The sequence below is a fragment of the Rhodanobacter sp. TND4EL1 genome (genome assembly GCF_054061035.1).
Map to the genome: position 1 here is coordinate 245,481 of NZ_JBSSDT010000003.1, position 15,741 is coordinate 261,221.

The window sequence follows — 15,741 nt, forward strand, 5'->3', positions numbered from 1 at the left end:
AACAAACCAAGGAGAACCACCATGCGCCATGCCCTATCGCGGCTGCTGCTCGCCGCTGCCTGCACAGCCGCCAGCTTCGCCGCCAGCGCGGCCACCCAACCCGACTATCTGCCGCCATGGAATCCGCCGCCGGCCGGCATGCAATTCAGCGTGCCGCCGTTCGACGCCATCGCAGACCTGCATGGAGACGTCGTCGACCCGCAACTGGTGGTGTTCTTCGCCGGCAATCAGTTCATGGTGGTGCACGACCTGGTGGACGCGTTCAAGCAGGCGCATCCGGCCTATCAGCGGGTGTTCGTCGAAACCCTGCCGCCGGGGATCCTGGCCAAGCAGATCGAGAGCGGCTCGCTGGTGATGGGCAACCTGCGCATCACGCTCAAGCCGGACGTCTTTACGGCCGGCAAGGGCTCCGTCGCCGAAAAGCAGAAGCAGCACGGCTGGTTTGCCGATACCTACGACTACGCCCGCAATCCGCTGGCAATTCTGGTGGCCAAGGGCAACCCCAGGCACATCACCGGGCTGGCCGATCTGGCGCGCAGCGATGTGCGGGTGAGCATGCCGAACCCGGCGTGGGAAGGCATCGCCAAACAGATCGAGGCCAGCTATCGCAAGGTCGGCGGTGAAGCGCTGGACCACACCATCATGCAGACCAAGGTCGCCGATGGCAGCACCTTCCTCACCCGCGTCCATCACCGCCAGTCACCGCTGCGCGTGCTGCAGGGCGAGTCCGATGCGGCGCCGGTGTGGTCAACCGAGGCGTATTTCCAGCAGCAGATCCTGCATCACCCGGTCGAGACCGTGGCGATCCCGGACGCGCAGAATGCCGTGGCAACCTATACCGCCGCGCGCATGAAGAACGCGCCGCACGAGCAGGCGGCGAAGGACTTCATGGCGTTCATGCAAAGCCCGACGGCTGCCGCGATCTATCGCAAATACGGCTTTCTTTCAGCCCACTGACCGTTTCGACCAAGCCGGCCCGGGCCGTTTCAATGAACTCCTGTGGAGATTCAAGAACGGCCCGGTGCCGTGCCGCGACGGCGGCGCCTGCGCCGACAACGTGCCGCAGGCGCACGGGATGGTGCCGGGCCAGCGCCTGCCCGCTTCGCGCCAACCGTCGGTGGCACTTGCAGCCCGCTTTGCTGTCCCGTACATTCCCACATTCGCATATATGAAGTAACCGGACATGCACCCTTACGTGCTCTCCCTCCTCGGCGGCGTGCTGATCGGTGCGGCAGCCATATTGCTGATGGCCGCGCTGGGCCGCATTGCCGGCATCAGCGGTATCGCCGGCAGCCTGCTCCGGCGCGGCGTGGCCGATCGTGACTGGCGGATCGCCTTCGTCCTTGGCCTGCTGCTGGCCCCGATGCTGCTGTGGCTGCTGCGAGGCGACAGCGGCATCGGCATGCCGCAGGTGGGTTTGCCGTGGATGGCGCTGGCCGGACTGCTGGTCGGATTCGGCACGGGGATCGGCAGCGGTTGTACCAGTGGTCACGGTGTCTGCGGCATCGCGCGGTTGTCACCGCGCTCGCTGCTGGCGACGGCGGTGTTCATGCTGTTCGGTATCGCCACGGTGTACGTGGTGCGTCATCTGACGGGAGGGCTGTGAGATGAAGATCCTGCTCGCACTGCTGTCCGGGCTGCTGTTTGGTCTTGGCCTCAGCCTTGGCGGCATGACCCAGCCGGCGGTGGTGCTTGGCTTCCTCGACATCTTCGGACAGTGGGATCCGCGCCTGGCCTTCGTGATGGCCGGTGCGGTGATCACCACGGCCATCGGCTATCGCGTGGTGCTGCGGCGTTCGCGTCCCTTGCTGGCTGAGGCTTTCCAGCTTCCCGCCTCGCGTCGCGTCGATGTCCGGCTGGTCGGTGGTGCCGCCGTGTTCGGCATCGGCTGGGGCATCGCGGGGTATTGTCCCGGTCCGGCGCTGGCGTCGCTTGGCGCCACCAATCCCTCGTTGCTGGTGCTGGTGGCGTGCATGATTGCCGGGTGGTGGCTGGCCTCGCGAGTGGCTGTCGCCCGGCACTGAGTCCGCTGCAGGAGCAGGTCATGCAACATCCCGAAGTAAAGGCGTTCTTCCACGAATCCAGCAACACCTTCAGCTACGTGGTGTGGGATCCGGCCACGCTCAAGGCGGCCGTGATGGATGCGGTGCTCGATTACGAGGCGGCTTCCGGGCGCACCCGCCATGCCTCGGCCGATGCGCTGATCGATTTCGTGCGCGCACAGGCGCTGACCGTGGAGTGGGTGATCGACACCCATGCGCATGCCGACCATCTGTCGGCGGCACCGTACGTCAAGGCGCAGCTGGGTGGCACGCTGGCCATCGGCGAGCACATCCGCGAGGTGCAGGAAACCTTCGGCCCGCTGTTCAACGCAGGCAACGGCTTTGCCATCGACGGCAGCCAGTTCGAGCACCTGTTCGTCGATGGCGAGCAGTACATGCTGGGCAGCATCGCGGCCACGGCGATGCACACGCCCGGCCACACGCCGGCATGCATGACCCATGTGATCGGCGATGCGGCCTTCGTCGGCGACACCTTGTTCATGCCCGACTACGGCACCGCCCGCTGCGATTTCCCCGGTGGCGACGCGGCCACGCTGTACCGCTCGATCCAGCGGATCTTCGCGTTGCCGGCAGCCACGCGCGTGTTCCTGTGCCACGACTACAAGGCACCGGGTCGCGACACCTTCGCTCACGAAACCACGGTGGGCGCGGAACGTGCCGGCAACATCCACGTCCGCGACGGCATCGGCGAGGCCGACTTCGTCGCCATGCGCAGCGCGCGCGACGCCACGCTCAAGATGCCGCAATTGCTGCTGCCGGCCGTGCAGGTGAACATGCGCGCCGGCCAGTTGCCGCCGGCCGAGGACAACGGCGTGCGCTATCTGAAAATCCCGCTGGATGCACTTTGAGCCGCAGTGACGCTCGACCCATCAGGAACACCTTCATGCCAATCCACCCACTGACCGACCAGCCCGCCAACGCCGAACCGGAAGCCGGGCGCAGCTGATGGCCACCAGGACCGTGCGAACTCGCAAGACGGCCAGCGCGCCGTCGCCCGAACAGATGCACCAGCATGCCGACGAGGCGATCGCGGTGCTGAAGGCGATGGCCAGCCACAACCGCTTGCTGCTGCTGTGCGAGCTGGTGCGCGGCGAACGCTCGGTGGGTGAACTGGCGCAGACGCTGGATCTGGCCCAGGCCACGGTGTCGCAGCATCTGTCGTTGCTGCGCCGTGACGGCGTGGTCAGTGGCCGGCGCGAAGCGCAGAGCATCCACTACCGCATCAGCGATCCCCGCGTGCAGGCCTTGATGAGCACGTTGTTCCAGCAGTTCTGCGTCAGCGGCTGAGGCCACCTGCTCACTCGTTCGACGCGGTCGAAGAGTTCGTGCGGTTGAGGCGGGTATACGGGGATCAATCTTCGCTGCGCTGCGGCACAATGCCGGCTGGCCGTGACGGGTGTGCCGGATGATTTTCGTGTTGTTGAGTGTGCTGTGCAGTGTGCTGGTCTCGGTGCTGCTGAAACTGTCGCGGCGCCTGGATGTCGACGTGGGCCAGGCGATCGCCTGGAATTACGTGGTGACCAGCGTGCTCACCGCACTGGTGTTGCAGCCCTCAACCAGCAGCCTGCGCGATCCCGGCGTGCCGTGGGTGGCCCTGGGGGCACTGGGCATCCTGTTGCCGACCATCTTTCTCGCCCTCGCCGCCGCGGTGCGCCACGCTGGCATCGTGCGCAGCGATGCGGCGCAGCGGCTGTCGCTGCTGCTCTCGCTGCTGGCGGCGTTTGTGTTGTTCGGCGAGCAGCTCTCGGCGTTCAAGCTCGGCGGCATCGCACTTGGTTTGCTGGCGCTGCTGTGCATGGTCTGGCGCAGCGGCCACGTACCGACGAAAGAAGGCCTGGCCGGCTGGTTGTATCCCTTGCTGGTATTCGCCGGATTCGGCGTGATCGACATCCTGTTCAAGCGCGTGGCCCAGGCCGGCGTACCGCTGGGTACATCCTTGCAGGCGATGTTCGCGCTGGCGCTCATCGTCGCGTTCGCCATGCAGTGGGGGCGACGGCTGCACGGCACCACCCGTTTCACTGCACGTAGCGCGGTAGCCGGACTACTGCTCGGCCTGGCCAACTTCGGCAACATCCTGTTCTATCTGCGCGGCCATCGCGCCTTGCCCGAACACCCGGCGCTGGTTTTCGCCAGCATGAACATCGGCGTGGTGGCGTTGGGCGCGCTGGTCGGGCTGGTGCTGTTCCGTGAGCGCTTGAGCCGGCTGAATCTGGCCGGTGTGGCGCTGGCAGCGTTTGCTATCGGAGTTCTCGCTCAAGGGTGAAGTGGCTTTTATGGACCAGCTCGTTTCTGCTGATCTGTGCACATTGACGAATGCGAAAAAAGTCGCAAATGACGCCTTGCCGCTTGGACTTCTACGTCAAGAGGGCGCTGGAGGTGCCGGCGTAAATGCCGATCGATCCATCACCTCCCCGGATGGACCTTGCTCGCCTGAATAGGCGACGGGCTTCACGTTACGGCAAGAGCGAGCCCGTCGGCCAGTTGACGCACCACCTCCTTGCGTATCAGTCTATTTTCGCGGCTCGCGCGCCATGCCGGGCACAGGTGCCCCTGATGCGTTGGGTCGTCCCACCCACGTGGGCAGTTATGCCAGCGGGTTGACCTATCACCCCGATGGCGACGTAAAGGGCTTCACCTACGGCAACGGAACGCTGTACGTGGCTGACAAGAATGACCGCAATCTGACGCGCAACTTCAGTTACGGTCAGGGCGCGACGTTGATGGTCAGCGAGGACTACACCTACGATGCCAATGCCCACATCACGCGAGTCGATGATCTGGCGGGCGGTCCGCGCAACAACGTGTTTGGCTATGACGACCTGAACCGGCTGACCAGTGCGCAGGCGCTTGGTCTGTGGGGAACGGAGAGTTACACCTACGACCCGCTCAACAATATCCGCACGCGTGTCGCCGGTAGCCAGACCCTTACCTACAACTACGACCCCGCCAACCGGCTCAGCTCGATCACCGGTGGCACCGGCAGCACGTTTGTCTACGACAACCGTGGCAACGTCACGAACAAGAACGGGGTCGCGCTGATCTTCGATCAGAAGAACCAACTGCAGAAGATCCCGGAGTATGGCGCGTACGAGTACGATGCCGCCGGCCGTCGCGTGAAGAAGACCCCTGAAGGTGGGGTGCCGACGTATTACTTCTACACCCAGGGCGGTCAGCTGCTGTATCAGGTCGACAGCGCCACGACGAAGACCACCAACTTCATCTACTTGGGCAGGAAGCTGATCGCACGCAACGAGACGTTGCCGACGCCGATCCCGTCCGTGCCGACGCTGTCCGTGCCAGCAACATCACGAGCGGCAGTTACAGCGTGAGTTGGTCCAGCGTCAGTGGCGCCACCAGTTACGCGTTGCAGGAGCAGGTCGGCGCAGGTAGCTGGGTCACGGTGCAATCCGGTGGTGCGGCCAGCTGGGCGGCCAGCGGCAAGGGCAATGGCATTTATGGCTATCGAGTGCGGGCTTGTGGCGTGGCAGGTTGCAGCGCATGGAGTGCCACGGGCAGCATCACAGTACTGTTGCCGCCGGCCACACCGGCCAGCATCACCGTGCCGGCGACGAGCACGGGTAGCATCGCGGTGAGCTGGGCCGCCAGCAGCACGGCCACCAGTTACACGCTGCAGCAGCGGCTGGGTGCAGGCAACTGGAGCAGCGTCTACACCGGTGCGGCCATCAGCAGTACACGTACAGTCACCACAAGCGGCAGCTATGCCTATCAAGTGCAGGCGTGCAACGCGAGCGGTTGCAGCGCGTACAAGGCTAGCAGTGCCGTGGTGGCCACGCTTCCGCCAGCCAGCGCGCCAAGCCTCAGCGTACCGATCACCAGCAGCAGTGGCAGCTATACGGTGAGTTGGGGCAGCGTGAGCGGGACGACCAGCTACACGATGCAAGAGCAGGTCAACGGCGGCGGTTGGGCGACCATCCAGACCGGCAGTGCGACCAGCAAGGCGCTCGCCGGCAAGGCCAACGGAACGTATGGCTACCAGGTGCAGGCCTGTAATGCGGGTGGCTGTGGTCCGTGGAGTGCAGTCGGAAATATCACGGTGGCTCTGGTGCCCGCGGCACCCTGCGGCGTTGAAGTGGTGTACGAGATGATCAACAGCCGGCGCGAACGCTACAGCGCCCAGTGGAATGCGGTAAGTGGGGCCACCAGTTATCAAGCACGCCGCGTCGATACGGGGTCCGTGGTCTACAACAATGCGGGGACCAGCTTCGTGATCGCCGAGGGGAACATACCGGTCAATCTGACCCTGGTCTATGACGTGCAGGTGCGTGCCTGCAATGCGGCGGGCTGCTCGGGTTGGGCGCCATGAGGGCCGGCCAGATGACGACGCGCATGTTGAGGCTGCTCTTCCCGGCGCTGCTGTGGATGACCGGCTCGTTCAACGCCTATGCCGGCACGGTGACCTATGTGTACACCGACCCGCAGGGCACACCACTGGCGGAGGCCGATGCCAGCGGCAACATCACGGCGCGGTTCGAGTACACGCCGTATGGCGTGTCGGTGCCGAGCATGGGCGCGGCGCCGAACGGCGTGGGTTATACCGGGCACGTGGACGATCCGGAGACCGGGCTCGTGTACATGCAGGCGCGGTACTACGATGCGGAGGTGGGGCGATTCTTAAGTGTTGACCCTATCGAAATGGGCGCTAAAAATGGCTATAGTTTCAATCGCTATGCTTATGCGTTTAATAACCCGGCTGGACTGACCGACCCCACCGGAGCCTATCCGTCGCACATGACGGCCTCTCAAATTGATTGCGAAATATATCGATGCAATGTTTCGGGTGATAATGGTAGCGAACGATCGCACCTTGCTATACGGGCAACTAGCGAGGCGAATTCAGCTTTAAAGGGTGCAGGCGTTCTAGGTCAATCCTATACTAGACTGAAAGATTTATTAACTAGTTGGAGTGATGTTGTATCGCCTATAACGGCCAAACTCCATGTGGAAATTGGTTCTGATATCATGTATATGAAAGATTCCGGATATCTTTGTTCGCCAGTGTATAGCACTGGCGACAGGGGGCTGGTCAATTTTGAAGAACTTAGTCATCCATTTATCGCGGGGCGAATAGCAGAAATACATACGCACCCTGATGATGTTGGTTTTTCTGGCATGGCGGACTGGGCACAACCTTACGCCCAGAGGGCAAATGGATACGGTGATTTAGCGGTATATTACAATGATCATGTGGACGGATACGTGGCGCTGCCTGGGGGTGCCATATACGGATGGAGTTACAGTTCCTTCAACAAAAAAATGGAAAGTTCAGGTACTTGGCAATATCTCGGCGTTTCGGTTTTTACCGTAAGAGAGAAATGACATGAGGATAGTATTAATACTTTTTTTGAGTCTCGCCCCTTGTATATCTTGGGCCGGTGATATCAGTCGATTCTGCTTTCAAATGGGTGGTCTAAACGAAGTTGTTTGTAATGTTCCCATGAGTACCTTGCTTGCCCGCGGAGAAGATTTTGACGGTAAGCTTGTGATCGTCACGGGATATTACGTCTATTCGGATATGCCTTTGCTGTTTTCGAGCAAAACAGCCTTTTTGTCGTCAGACGCCGCGAACGGCTTGGGGATCACCACGCCAAAGGACCCTAAGATTGCTGGGCGACTAAATGGATTAAATCGTAGAGAGGTGATGTTGATGGCGAGATTCAGTATGAAGCCAGTCGACGTAACTAGGTACCAGGGTTACAGGACAGGTGGCCGTCTATTCGACGTAACGCGTGTAGGGGATGCATTTTTACCTTGGGGGTTTTCTGAGCATGCCCCCCCTTTATCGAAAGACAAATAGAAGAGACGTAAATTTAAATGAAGAAGGGCCGTCTCAAACTCCACGTGAATCACCCGTGGCCGACATGTTGCGGGTCGCCCCAAGGGATGCTCTGATCTATTCCCGGTCTCAGGCATCATAGCGGCCTGTCCTCAGGAATCGCATATCCGATGAAGCAGCGTTCTTTTGCGTCGTTGAGTTTCGAGTCGAATAAGAAGCCGACGCGACGCGAGCGGTTCCTGGGCGAGATGGACAAGGTCGTGCCGTGGGCGGCGCTGCTGGCACTGATCGAGCCGAGTTATCCAACGTCCGGCCGCCGCGGTCGGCCACCGATGCCCGCCGCAACCATGCTGCGTATCCACTTCATGCAGCAGTGGTACGCGCTGAGCGATCCGGCGATGGAAGATGCGCTGTACGAGATCGAATCGATGCGCCGTTTCGCCGGGCTGGAGTTGAACGAGGACGCGATCCCGGACGAGACGACAATCCTGAAGTTCCGCCGCTTTCTGGAGCAGCACGGCCTGGCGGTGAAGATCCTTGAAACCGTCAATGTGTGAAAAACGGGGTCAGGTTCACTTACAGTCGTTTGAATTGTCGCGTAATCCAATCAAAAGGGACGAAGGTAATTAAATGCCAGCGGGCCTACAAAGCACCGCCTACGCCTCCGACGCGCTGGGCCGGGCGACCAAGGTCGGCAGCTACCTAGCAAAAGGGGTCAGAGACGAATGGCACTTACTTAAGCCTCTTTGGATGGCCAAATCGTCGTATTTGTTCGCGTGCGATGGCACGTGGCTGAGGAAGCAAAAGGGGTCAGAGACATTATCCGACTCGCGGCAACGGTGAGAATGATAACGGCTGGGCGTGGGCGGTGAGGGTGGGATTCCTCAAGCGATGGCAGGAGGCCGGAACCAATAATGTCTCTGACCCCTTTTGCTGCCATTGACACTGTCGGCGCGGCATCGCTCCGCGCCTGCGCCCCTCAGTCTGCTTTCTTCCCCGTGCGTTTCGCCGCCGTTTGTCGCGGCGCGGTCGACCCACGCACCACCAGCTCCGGGCTGAAGCCTTCGTTCGCGTGCAGCGCCGGTTCGCCATTCGCTTCGCGCTGCAAATCGCCGATCAGTCGTTGCGCGGCATGGCGCGCAATCTCCTCGGTGGCCTGGCGGGCGGTGGTCAGTGCCGGCCAGGATTGCTTGGAGAACGGGCTGTCCTCGAAGCCGGCGATGGAGAGTTCGTAGGGCACGTTGATGCCGTCGGAGTGGGCCGCCGCCAGCACGCCGGCGGCGATTTCGTCGTTGGAGCCGAAGATGGCCGTCGGGCGATCTTTCAGGGCCAGCAATTTGCGCGCGCCGCGGAAGCCGTCGTCGAAGGTGTAGTCGCCGGGCACGATCAGCTTGCGGTCGAGCGCGATGCCGTAATCCTTCAGCGCATCCTCGTAGCCCTGGTAGCGTTCCAGGCTGGAGCGGTGCTCGCGTCCACCCCACAAAAAGCCGATGCGCTGGTGGCCGAGCTGGATCAGGTGCTCGGTGATCGCGTAGGCCGCGTCGCGGTCGTCGACATAGACGCAGGGCATGCCGTCCTGCGGGTCCTTGCGTGCCGAGATGATGCGGATGAACGGAATGCCGGCCTCGCCGAGGGCGCGGATCAACTCCGGTTGTTCGGACATCGGCGGGGCCAGCACCAGACCGGCCAGTCGCGACCGCTGCACCAGGGTGCGCAATTCGTCGGCGAGTTTCGGCGAGGCCGAGTCGCAGGGGTGGATCTGCAGGCCGAAGCCGCTGGAGCGGCATACCGACAGCACGCCGCGTTGCAGGTTGATGATGTAGTGTGCGTTCGGGTTGTCGTAGACCAGACCAAGCGCATAGGCGCGGGTGCTGCGCAGGCTGCGTGCGGAAGGGTCGGGCTGGTATCCGAGGGCGTCGATCTCGCGTTGCACTTTTTCGCGTGTGCGCGCATGCACGGAAGGTTCGTTGTTGATCACGCGGGAGACGGTTTTCAGCGAGACGCCGGCCCGTTCCGCGACATCCTTGATGGTGGCACTGCGCACCGTTGAACCTCATGCATCGTGATGGTGACGCCTCAGGCCGGGGAGTCGACGCGGGGCGCCGCAGCTGTGCGCGGCGGCTTGCGCATCCTACCATTTCGAGGCTGCGCGCCGGCCTTCCGGGTGTTCAGGCGTGCCGCGAATCCGTCACGGTCTGGCCGATGCGGTGTCCGGCCATGCCGTAATAGAGGATGTACAGGTAACACGGCACCATCACGCACAGAAACGCGAGCTGGAAGTCGATCACCTGCTTCAGGTGCACGAACAGCTGCGGAATCAGTGCGCCGCCGACGATGCCCATGATCAGCAGCGCGGACGCCGCTTCGGTATGCCGGCCCAGACCCTTGATCGCGAGCGGGAAGATCGCCGGCCACATCATCGCGTTGGCGAAGCCCAGCGCGGCCACGAAGCCGACCGACACATAGCCTTGCGTGACATACGCGCCAATGGCGAACAGCACGCCCAGCACGGCCGACACCGCCAGATAGCGTTGCTGCGAAATGAAGCGCGGGATCACCAGCAGTCCCACCACATAGCCCGCCAGCATGCCCAGCATGGTGTACGAGGTGAAATGCTTGGTCGCGTCCAGCGGCAGGCCGAAGCCCTGGCCATAGATGCCGATCGCGTCGCCGGCCATCACCTCGACGCCGACGTAGAGGAACAGGCACAGCACGCCGAGCCACATGTGCGGGAAACTGTAGATGCTGCGGCCGGAATGGCCGATCGCCTGTTCGTCGTTGGCACCGGCTGGTTTGATCTCCGGCAGCGACGAACGCACCACCCAGACGGCCAGGATCACCAGCAGTGCCGCCATCGCCATGTACGGCCAGTACACGCGCGCGGCGAAGCTGTTAAGCAACGCGTCGCGTGCGGCGGCGGTGGGTGCGGCCTTGACCTGCTGGTCCAGCGTGTCGATGCCGCTGAGCACCAGCGCGCCGAACACGACCGGCGCCAGTGCGCCGGCCACCTTGTTGCAAATGCCCATGAAGGCGATGCGCTGCGCGGCGCTGTCGATCGGGCCGAGGATGCTGATGTAGGGATTGGAAGCGGTCTGCAGCAACGACAGGCCGGCGCCGATCACGAACAGTCCGACCAGCGCGCCGTGATAGATGCGGATGTTGATGAACTCGCCGAACAGCACCGCGCCGATCGCCATCACGAACAGCCCCAGTCCCATGCCCTTCTTCATGCCGGTGCGGCGCAGCACCATGGAAGACGGCAAGGCCAGGCAGAAGTACGACAGGTAGAACGCGACCGGAATCAGGAAGGCGCTGACGTCGTCGAGGTTGAAGGCGAGTTTCACGAAGATCGTCAGTGGCCCGTTGAGCCAGGTGACGAAGCCGAAGATGAAGAACAACACGCCGATGATCAGCATGGGGCCGAAATAACTGGCTTGGGTCGGTGCCGTCGTCTGCGTTGTTGCCATGTATTTCCCCGAAGTCGCCGCGCGCCGATCGGACGACCGGGGCAGATGGAATGTCTCTTTATTTGCCGAAAAGTGCAACGTTGTCAATTCTGGCTCGTCAAAGAGCAGGTCGTGGCCATTCAGCGGTAGCCTTCCATACGTCCGGACAGGAGGCGCATGTGGCGCCGCGTCATGCGTGGATGGAGGGCCGTTTGGCCGAAAAATGCGCTGAATGAAGGGCTGCAGTGCATTGCTTCGGAACTGCCTCAAGAATGTCGCGACAGCTTTGCTGCGTCGCCACATCGACCGTCCCGATATTCACGGCGAACGGTGTTGACAACGTTGTCATTCTGACAGCAGACTCCGCTCCAATCGGGCCGGCGACGAACGCGCCAACGCGCTACGCCGCCAAGCGGGCCGGATCCGTGTCAGCCATGGGAGAGGGCAGTGGGGGAACGCGCCAACCAGCGCCACGCATCTGCGGCAACGACCAGCGAGCTGGTCGACGGCTTGTCGTCGGGCGGTATGGGTCAGCTTCGCCCAGGCAATGCGCAGCCGTTTCTGGCGGCCGATGTCGGCGGCACGCATGCGCGCATCGGCTTGGTGGTCGCGGCTGCCGGCGGGCAATCCGTCAAGGTGTTGCATTACCACCGCTACAGCTGCGCCGACTGGTCCGGTCTGCCGGCCATGCTCAGGGATTTCGTCACCCAGTTGGCCGATTCGCCGCACGCCGGCCTGAGCCACCAGCTGCGTGATTGCGCGGTGGCTTGTGCGGGCTATGTGCTGGACGATGTCATCGTCAACGAGAACCTGCCGTGGCCAGTGTCGATCGGCGAGATCCGCGACGCCTTGGGCATCCGCGAACTGGCCGTGATCAATGATTTCGAAGCGGTGGCCTATGCCACCCAGTTCATTGGCGCCGATGAGGCCACGCCGATCATCGAGAGCACGCGTCCGGCGGCACAGGGCCCGGTGCTGGTGATGGGGCCGGGCACTGGTCTGGGTTCGGCGGTGCTGCTGCCGGGCCAGCCACGGGCACAGGTGCTGGCCACCGAGGCGGGGCAGATTTCACTGGCACCGGGCACCGAGCGCGAGATCGAGATCCTGCGGTTGTTCCGCCGCGAGCAATCGCATGTGTCATTCGAGGATGCGCTGTCCGGGCCCGGCCTGCTCAAGCTCTATGGCGCGCTGTGCGAGTTGCGCGGCAGTGCGGAGCATCAACTCACCCCGTCGGAAATCACCGCCGCCGCACTGGCTGGCAACGACGCCGCCGCGGTCGAGGCGCTGCAGGTTTTCTGCGGCCTGCTGGGCAGCTTCGTCGGCGACCTGGTGCTGCTGTACGGCGCCCGCGCGGTGTACCTGGCGGGCGGCATCCTGCCGCAGATCCAGCCATTCCTGCTGGCCAGCACGTTTGCCGATCGCTACTTCAACAAGGGCGTGATGCGCGCCTGGCTGCAACAGGTTCCGGTTCGATTGATTGAGCACGGCCAGCTTGGCGTCATTGGTGCCGCAGGCTGGTTTCTGGATGAGCACAAGGGATTGAGATGAGATTCCGCCCGCCATCCGGCGACACGGCACCAGTAACCCGCAAACCATCGTCCGCGACCGTCGTCAGCCGGTCCTGATTCAAGCCAGCCTCTGAGGGGAGGAGATCATGAATTACCGCAAGACATTGCTAGCCGCCAGCATCATCACCAGTTTGTGCGTTTCCGGCGTGGCGTTTGCGCAGGACGCGACACAGTCGACCGACACCACCACCAGCAGCAACAACCGGCAAAAGGAAAAGGACGCCACCCAGCTCAGCACCGTCACGGTCGTCGGTATCCGCGACAGCGAGGCCGAGTCGCTGAACCTGAAGAAGGCGGCGACATCGCATGTGGAAGTGGTCACCGCCGAAGATATCGGCAAGCTGCCGGCCAAGAATGTGGCCGACACCTTGCAGCGACTGCCCGGCGTCAACATCAGCTCGTCCAGCGCGAGCGAAGGCGGCTTTGACGAGAGCGATCGGGTCAGCCTGCGGGGTACCAATCCCAGCATGACCCAGACCCTGGTCAACGGACATACCGTCGGCACCGGTGACTGGTTCGTGCTGAGCCAGGTCTCCACGGTCGGTCGCAGCGTCAGCTACAGCCTGTTGCCAGCCGAAATCGTCAGTGAAGTGGTGGTGCACAAGACCTCGGAAGCGAAGATCCAGGAGGGCGGCGCGGCCGGTTCGGTCGACATCATCACGCGCCGGCCGCTCGAGTTCGCCAAGAACGTCACGGCGGAAGGTTCGATCGGCGGGGTCTATGCGGACCTGCCGGGCAACACCAAGCCGCAATTCAGCGGCCTGTTCAACTGGAAGAACGACGCCAACACTTTCGGCGTGATGGTGCAGGCGTTTTACGAGAAGCGCAGTCTGCAGCGCAATGGCCAGGAACTGGTCGGTGGCTACAACCAGATTGCCGCCACTGATGCAGTTGCCGTGGCTCATCCCGATCTTGCCGGCGTCTACTACCCGCAGGAAATCGGCGCCACGCTGTTCACCCAGACGCGCACGCGCAAGGGTGGCGCCATTGATGTGCAGTTCAAGCCCGCCGACAACCTGACGCTCGACCTCAACGCGTTCTACACCAAGCTCAAGGCCGACAACTTCAACCGGAACTACATGTTGTGGACCAGCCAGTTCATCAATCAGGGTGGACTGCAGCCGGGCTACACCGTGAACAACAACGTGCTTGCCAATGCGTCGTTCGGGCAGGTCGCGGGCAACACCAATCCGTCCATCGTCTATGACCAGATCTCCCGTCCGGGCGCGGCGTCCAGTTCCGGTTACGTATCACTCGACGGCGACTGGCAGGCCACCGACACGCTCCGCTTCAAGGGTCAGGTCGGTACCACCGAGGGCAAGGGTTCCAGCCCGACGCAGAACGTGATCGAGCTTGGTGCGAACGCCGGCGCCCCGGCCAGCTGGAACATCAACGGTACCGGCTCACCGACCGATTGGTCGGTGGGCGGATCCAACAACTCGCCGTCCGGCATCATTCCCTCGGCGGGCTGGATCTTCGGCGGGCAGGGCATCAACACCAAGGACAAGGAGCATTGGGGCCAGCTCGATGGGGAGCTGGACTTCGATGGCGGCGCAGTGTCTTCGCTGGAGTTCGGTGTGCGTTACGCGAACCACACCCGCGAAAACCTGTTCGAGGTGGCGCAGGGTCCGGCTGGCGACTGGAAAAACCTGGCCAATTTCCCGTCGACGTATTCCAACTATCCCGGCGACTTCGGCAGCAGCCTGGGTGGTTCGTTCCCGAGCAACATCTGGTACTACTCCCCGGCACAGCTGGCCGCATTCGACGCGAAGTTCACCAACCGCGATCCGGTGAGCCGGTTCTATTTCAATGACGTCTACAAGGTCAATGAAAAAGACAGTGCCGCCTATCTGCAGCTGAATTTCGCCGGCGAAGGCTGGAGCGGCAACCTGGGCGTGCGTTACGTCGAGACCAAACAGGACATCGGCTACACCAGCACCAATCCCGATCCCTCCGCGACGACCTCCACCGGCCCGATCGTCGGTTCGGCATTCGGCAATTACTACTGGAACACCGACAAGAGCAAGTACGGCAAATTCCTGCCCAGCGCCAACCTCAAGCTCGACGTCACCGACGAGCTGGTGGCACGTTTCGCGGCCTCGCAGACAATGACCCGACCGGACTACTCCGCGTTGGCCGGCTTCGTGTCGCTCAACGACCTGACTCTTGCCGGCAGCGGCGGCAACCCGAAACTCAAGCCGCTCATCTCGAGCAACTTCGACGCGGCGCTCGAGTGGTATTTCGCACCGCGTGGCCTGCTATCCGCAGGCGTGTACAAGATGAACCTGAAGGACTATGTCAACTTCAGCAATGAAGACCAGACCTACAAGAACATTCAGGAAAGCACCAACGCCGGCACGGATGTGTTCAGCACGTACACGGTGAGCGTGCCGTCGAACACCAATGGCCAGGTGAAGGGTCTGGAGCTCAACTACATCCAGCCGATTGGCAAGTACTTCGGCGTATCCGCGAACTACACCTATGCCAGCGGTCATGCGACGGGTGACAAGCCGCTGCAAGGCACGTCGAAGACCACGGGCAATGCCTCCGCGTTCTTCGAGAACGACCGGTTCAATGCCCGGGTGAGCTACACCTATCGCTCGTCCTTCTACGCGGGCGTGGCCCGTGCGGATACCTTCTATCAGGCGGGTGTGGGCAATCTGGCGGCATCGTTTGGCTACACCATCAACGACTGGATGTCGGTGTCGTTTGACGCGATGAACCTCAACAATCCGAAACTGAAGTACTACACAAAGACCGATGCGATCGGCAAGCAGCCGTACTACTTCTACGACAACGGTCGCCAGTACTACGTCAACCTGCGCTTCAAGCTCTGATCTCCCGGCAACACCGTCAGGGGCCACGGATGG

13 protein-coding genes and 1 pseudogene are annotated in these 15,741 nt (G+C 62.4%); 12 read left to right on the top strand and 2 right to left on the bottom strand.

The genetic code is table 11. The features are described 5' to 3' along the window. The first annotated feature begins 21 nt into the window (after positions 1-21). The 10 genes and pseudogenes from ACVWWQ_RS12895 to ACVWWQ_RS12940 all read left to right on the top strand — a co-directional run. The gene (locus ACVWWQ_RS12895; protein ID WP_133948910.1) at positions 22-957 is read left to right on the top strand and encodes a substrate-binding domain-containing protein; all 936 of its coding nucleotides are present in this window, start codon (positions 22-24) and stop codon (positions 955-957) included. Between the two features lie 226 nt (positions 958-1,183). After that, positions 1,184-1,606 (top strand): YeeE/YedE thiosulfate transporter family protein, encoded by a 423-nt coding sequence (locus tag ACVWWQ_RS12900; RefSeq protein ID WP_133948908.1) that lies wholly within the window; start codon positions 1,184-1,186, stop codon positions 1,604-1,606. Position 1,607: 1 nt separating this feature from the next. Then, entirely contained in the window at positions 1,608-2,024 is a 417-nt protein-coding gene (locus ACVWWQ_RS12905) for a DUF6691 family protein (protein WP_133948906.1), read from the top strand. A gap of 20 nt (positions 2,025-2,044) precedes the next feature. After that, on the top strand, positions 2,045-2,911 hold the full coding sequence (locus tag ACVWWQ_RS12910) for an MBL fold metallo-hydrolase (protein ID WP_133948904.1): 867 nt from the start codon (positions 2,045-2,047) through the stop codon (positions 2,909-2,911). A gap of 97 nt (positions 2,912-3,008) precedes the next feature. Beyond that, entirely contained in the window at positions 3,009-3,350 is a 342-nt protein-coding gene (locus tag ACVWWQ_RS12915) for an ArsR/SmtB family transcription factor (protein WP_457383424.1), read from the top strand. Positions 3,351-3,468: 118 nt separating this feature from the next. Next, complete coding sequence (locus tag ACVWWQ_RS12920) at positions 3,469-4,326, top strand: DMT family transporter (protein ID WP_133948902.1); 858 nt, start codon at positions 3,469-3,471, stop codon at positions 4,324-4,326. A gap of 295 nt (positions 4,327-4,621) precedes the next feature. Then, positions 4,622-5,392 carry a hypothetical protein gene (locus tag ACVWWQ_RS12925; RefSeq protein WP_133948900.1) on the top strand — a complete coding sequence of 257 codons (771 nt, stop codon included), beginning with the start codon at positions 4,622-4,624 and terminating at the stop codon, positions 5,390-5,392. Then, positions 5,389-6,387 carry a chitinase N-terminal domain-containing protein gene (locus ACVWWQ_RS12930; RefSeq protein WP_166669717.1) on the top strand — a complete coding sequence of 333 codons (999 nt, stop codon included), beginning with the start codon at positions 5,389-5,391 and terminating at the stop codon, positions 6,385-6,387. The genes ACVWWQ_RS12925 and ACVWWQ_RS12930 overlap by 4 nt, the downstream gene beginning before the upstream one ends. Further along, the gene (locus tag ACVWWQ_RS12935) at positions 6,384-7,400 is read left to right on the top strand and encodes an RHS repeat-associated core domain-containing protein (protein ID WP_133948896.1); all 1,017 of its coding nucleotides are present in this window, start codon (positions 6,384-6,386) and stop codon (positions 7,398-7,400) included. Before ACVWWQ_RS12930 ends, ACVWWQ_RS12935 begins: the two co-directional genes overlap by 4 nt. A 627-nt stretch (positions 7,401-8,027) precedes the next feature. Then, positions 8,028-8,408: pseudogene (locus ACVWWQ_RS12940) on the top strand (transposase); the annotation flags it as partial. Positions 8,409-8,836: 428 nt separating this feature from the next. Here the strand turns inward: ACVWWQ_RS12940 and ACVWWQ_RS12945 are convergent. After that, positions 8,837-9,901 (bottom strand): LacI family DNA-binding transcriptional regulator, encoded by a 1,065-nt coding sequence (locus ACVWWQ_RS12945; protein WP_099653161.1) that lies wholly within the window; start codon positions 9,899-9,901, stop codon positions 8,837-8,839. A 124-nt stretch (positions 9,902-10,025) separates the two neighbouring features. After that, the gene (locus tag ACVWWQ_RS12950) at positions 10,026-11,324 is read right to left on the bottom strand and encodes a sugar MFS transporter (protein WP_099653160.1); all 1,299 of its coding nucleotides are present in this window, start codon (positions 11,322-11,324) and stop codon (positions 10,026-10,028) included. Positions 11,325-11,750: 426 nt separating this feature from the next. Between ACVWWQ_RS12950 and ACVWWQ_RS12955 the strand changes: the two genes are divergently transcribed. Then, entirely contained in the window at positions 11,751-12,851 is a 1,101-nt protein-coding gene (locus tag ACVWWQ_RS12955) for a glucokinase (protein ID WP_133948894.1), read from the top strand. A gap of 106 nt (positions 12,852-12,957) precedes the next feature. Next, positions 12,958-15,708, top strand: coding sequence for a TonB-dependent receptor (locus ACVWWQ_RS12960; protein WP_133948892.1), 2,751 nt, complete (start codon positions 12,958-12,960; stop codon positions 15,706-15,708). Positions 15,709-15,741 lie beyond the last annotated feature (33 nt).

Excerpts from the sequence above, each read along its gene's own strand:
- ACVWWQ_RS12895 (WP_133948910.1), top strand. The coding sequence starts at position 22 with ATGCGCCATGCCCTATCGCGGCTGCTGCTCGCCGCTGCCTGCACAGCC.
- ACVWWQ_RS12900 (WP_133948908.1), top strand. The coding sequence starts at position 1,184 with ATGCACCCTTACGTGCTCTCCCTCCTCGGCGGCGTGCTGATCGGTGCG.
- ACVWWQ_RS12905 (WP_133948906.1), top strand. The coding sequence starts at position 1,608 with ATGAAGATCCTGCTCGCACTGCTGTCCGGGCTGCTGTTTGGTCTTGGC.
- ACVWWQ_RS12910 (WP_133948904.1), top strand. The coding sequence starts at position 2,045 with ATGCAACATCCCGAAGTAAAGGCGTTCTTCCACGAATCCAGCAACACC.
- ACVWWQ_RS12915 (WP_457383424.1), top strand. The coding sequence starts at position 3,009 with ATGGCCACCAGGACCGTGCGAACTCGCAAGACGGCCAGCGCGCCGTCG.
- ACVWWQ_RS12920 (WP_133948902.1), top strand. The coding sequence starts at position 3,469 with ATGATTTTCGTGTTGTTGAGTGTGCTGTGCAGTGTGCTGGTCTCGGTG.
- ACVWWQ_RS12935 (WP_133948896.1), top strand. The coding sequence starts at position 6,384 with ATGAGGGCCGGCCAGATGACGACGCGCATGTTGAGGCTGCTCTTCCCG.
- ACVWWQ_RS12950 (WP_099653160.1), bottom strand. The coding sequence starts at position 11,324 with ATGGCAACAACGCAGACGACGGCACCGACCCAAGCCAGTTATTTCGGC.
- ACVWWQ_RS12960 (WP_133948892.1), top strand. The coding sequence starts at position 12,958 with ATGAATTACCGCAAGACATTGCTAGCCGCCAGCATCATCACCAGTTTG.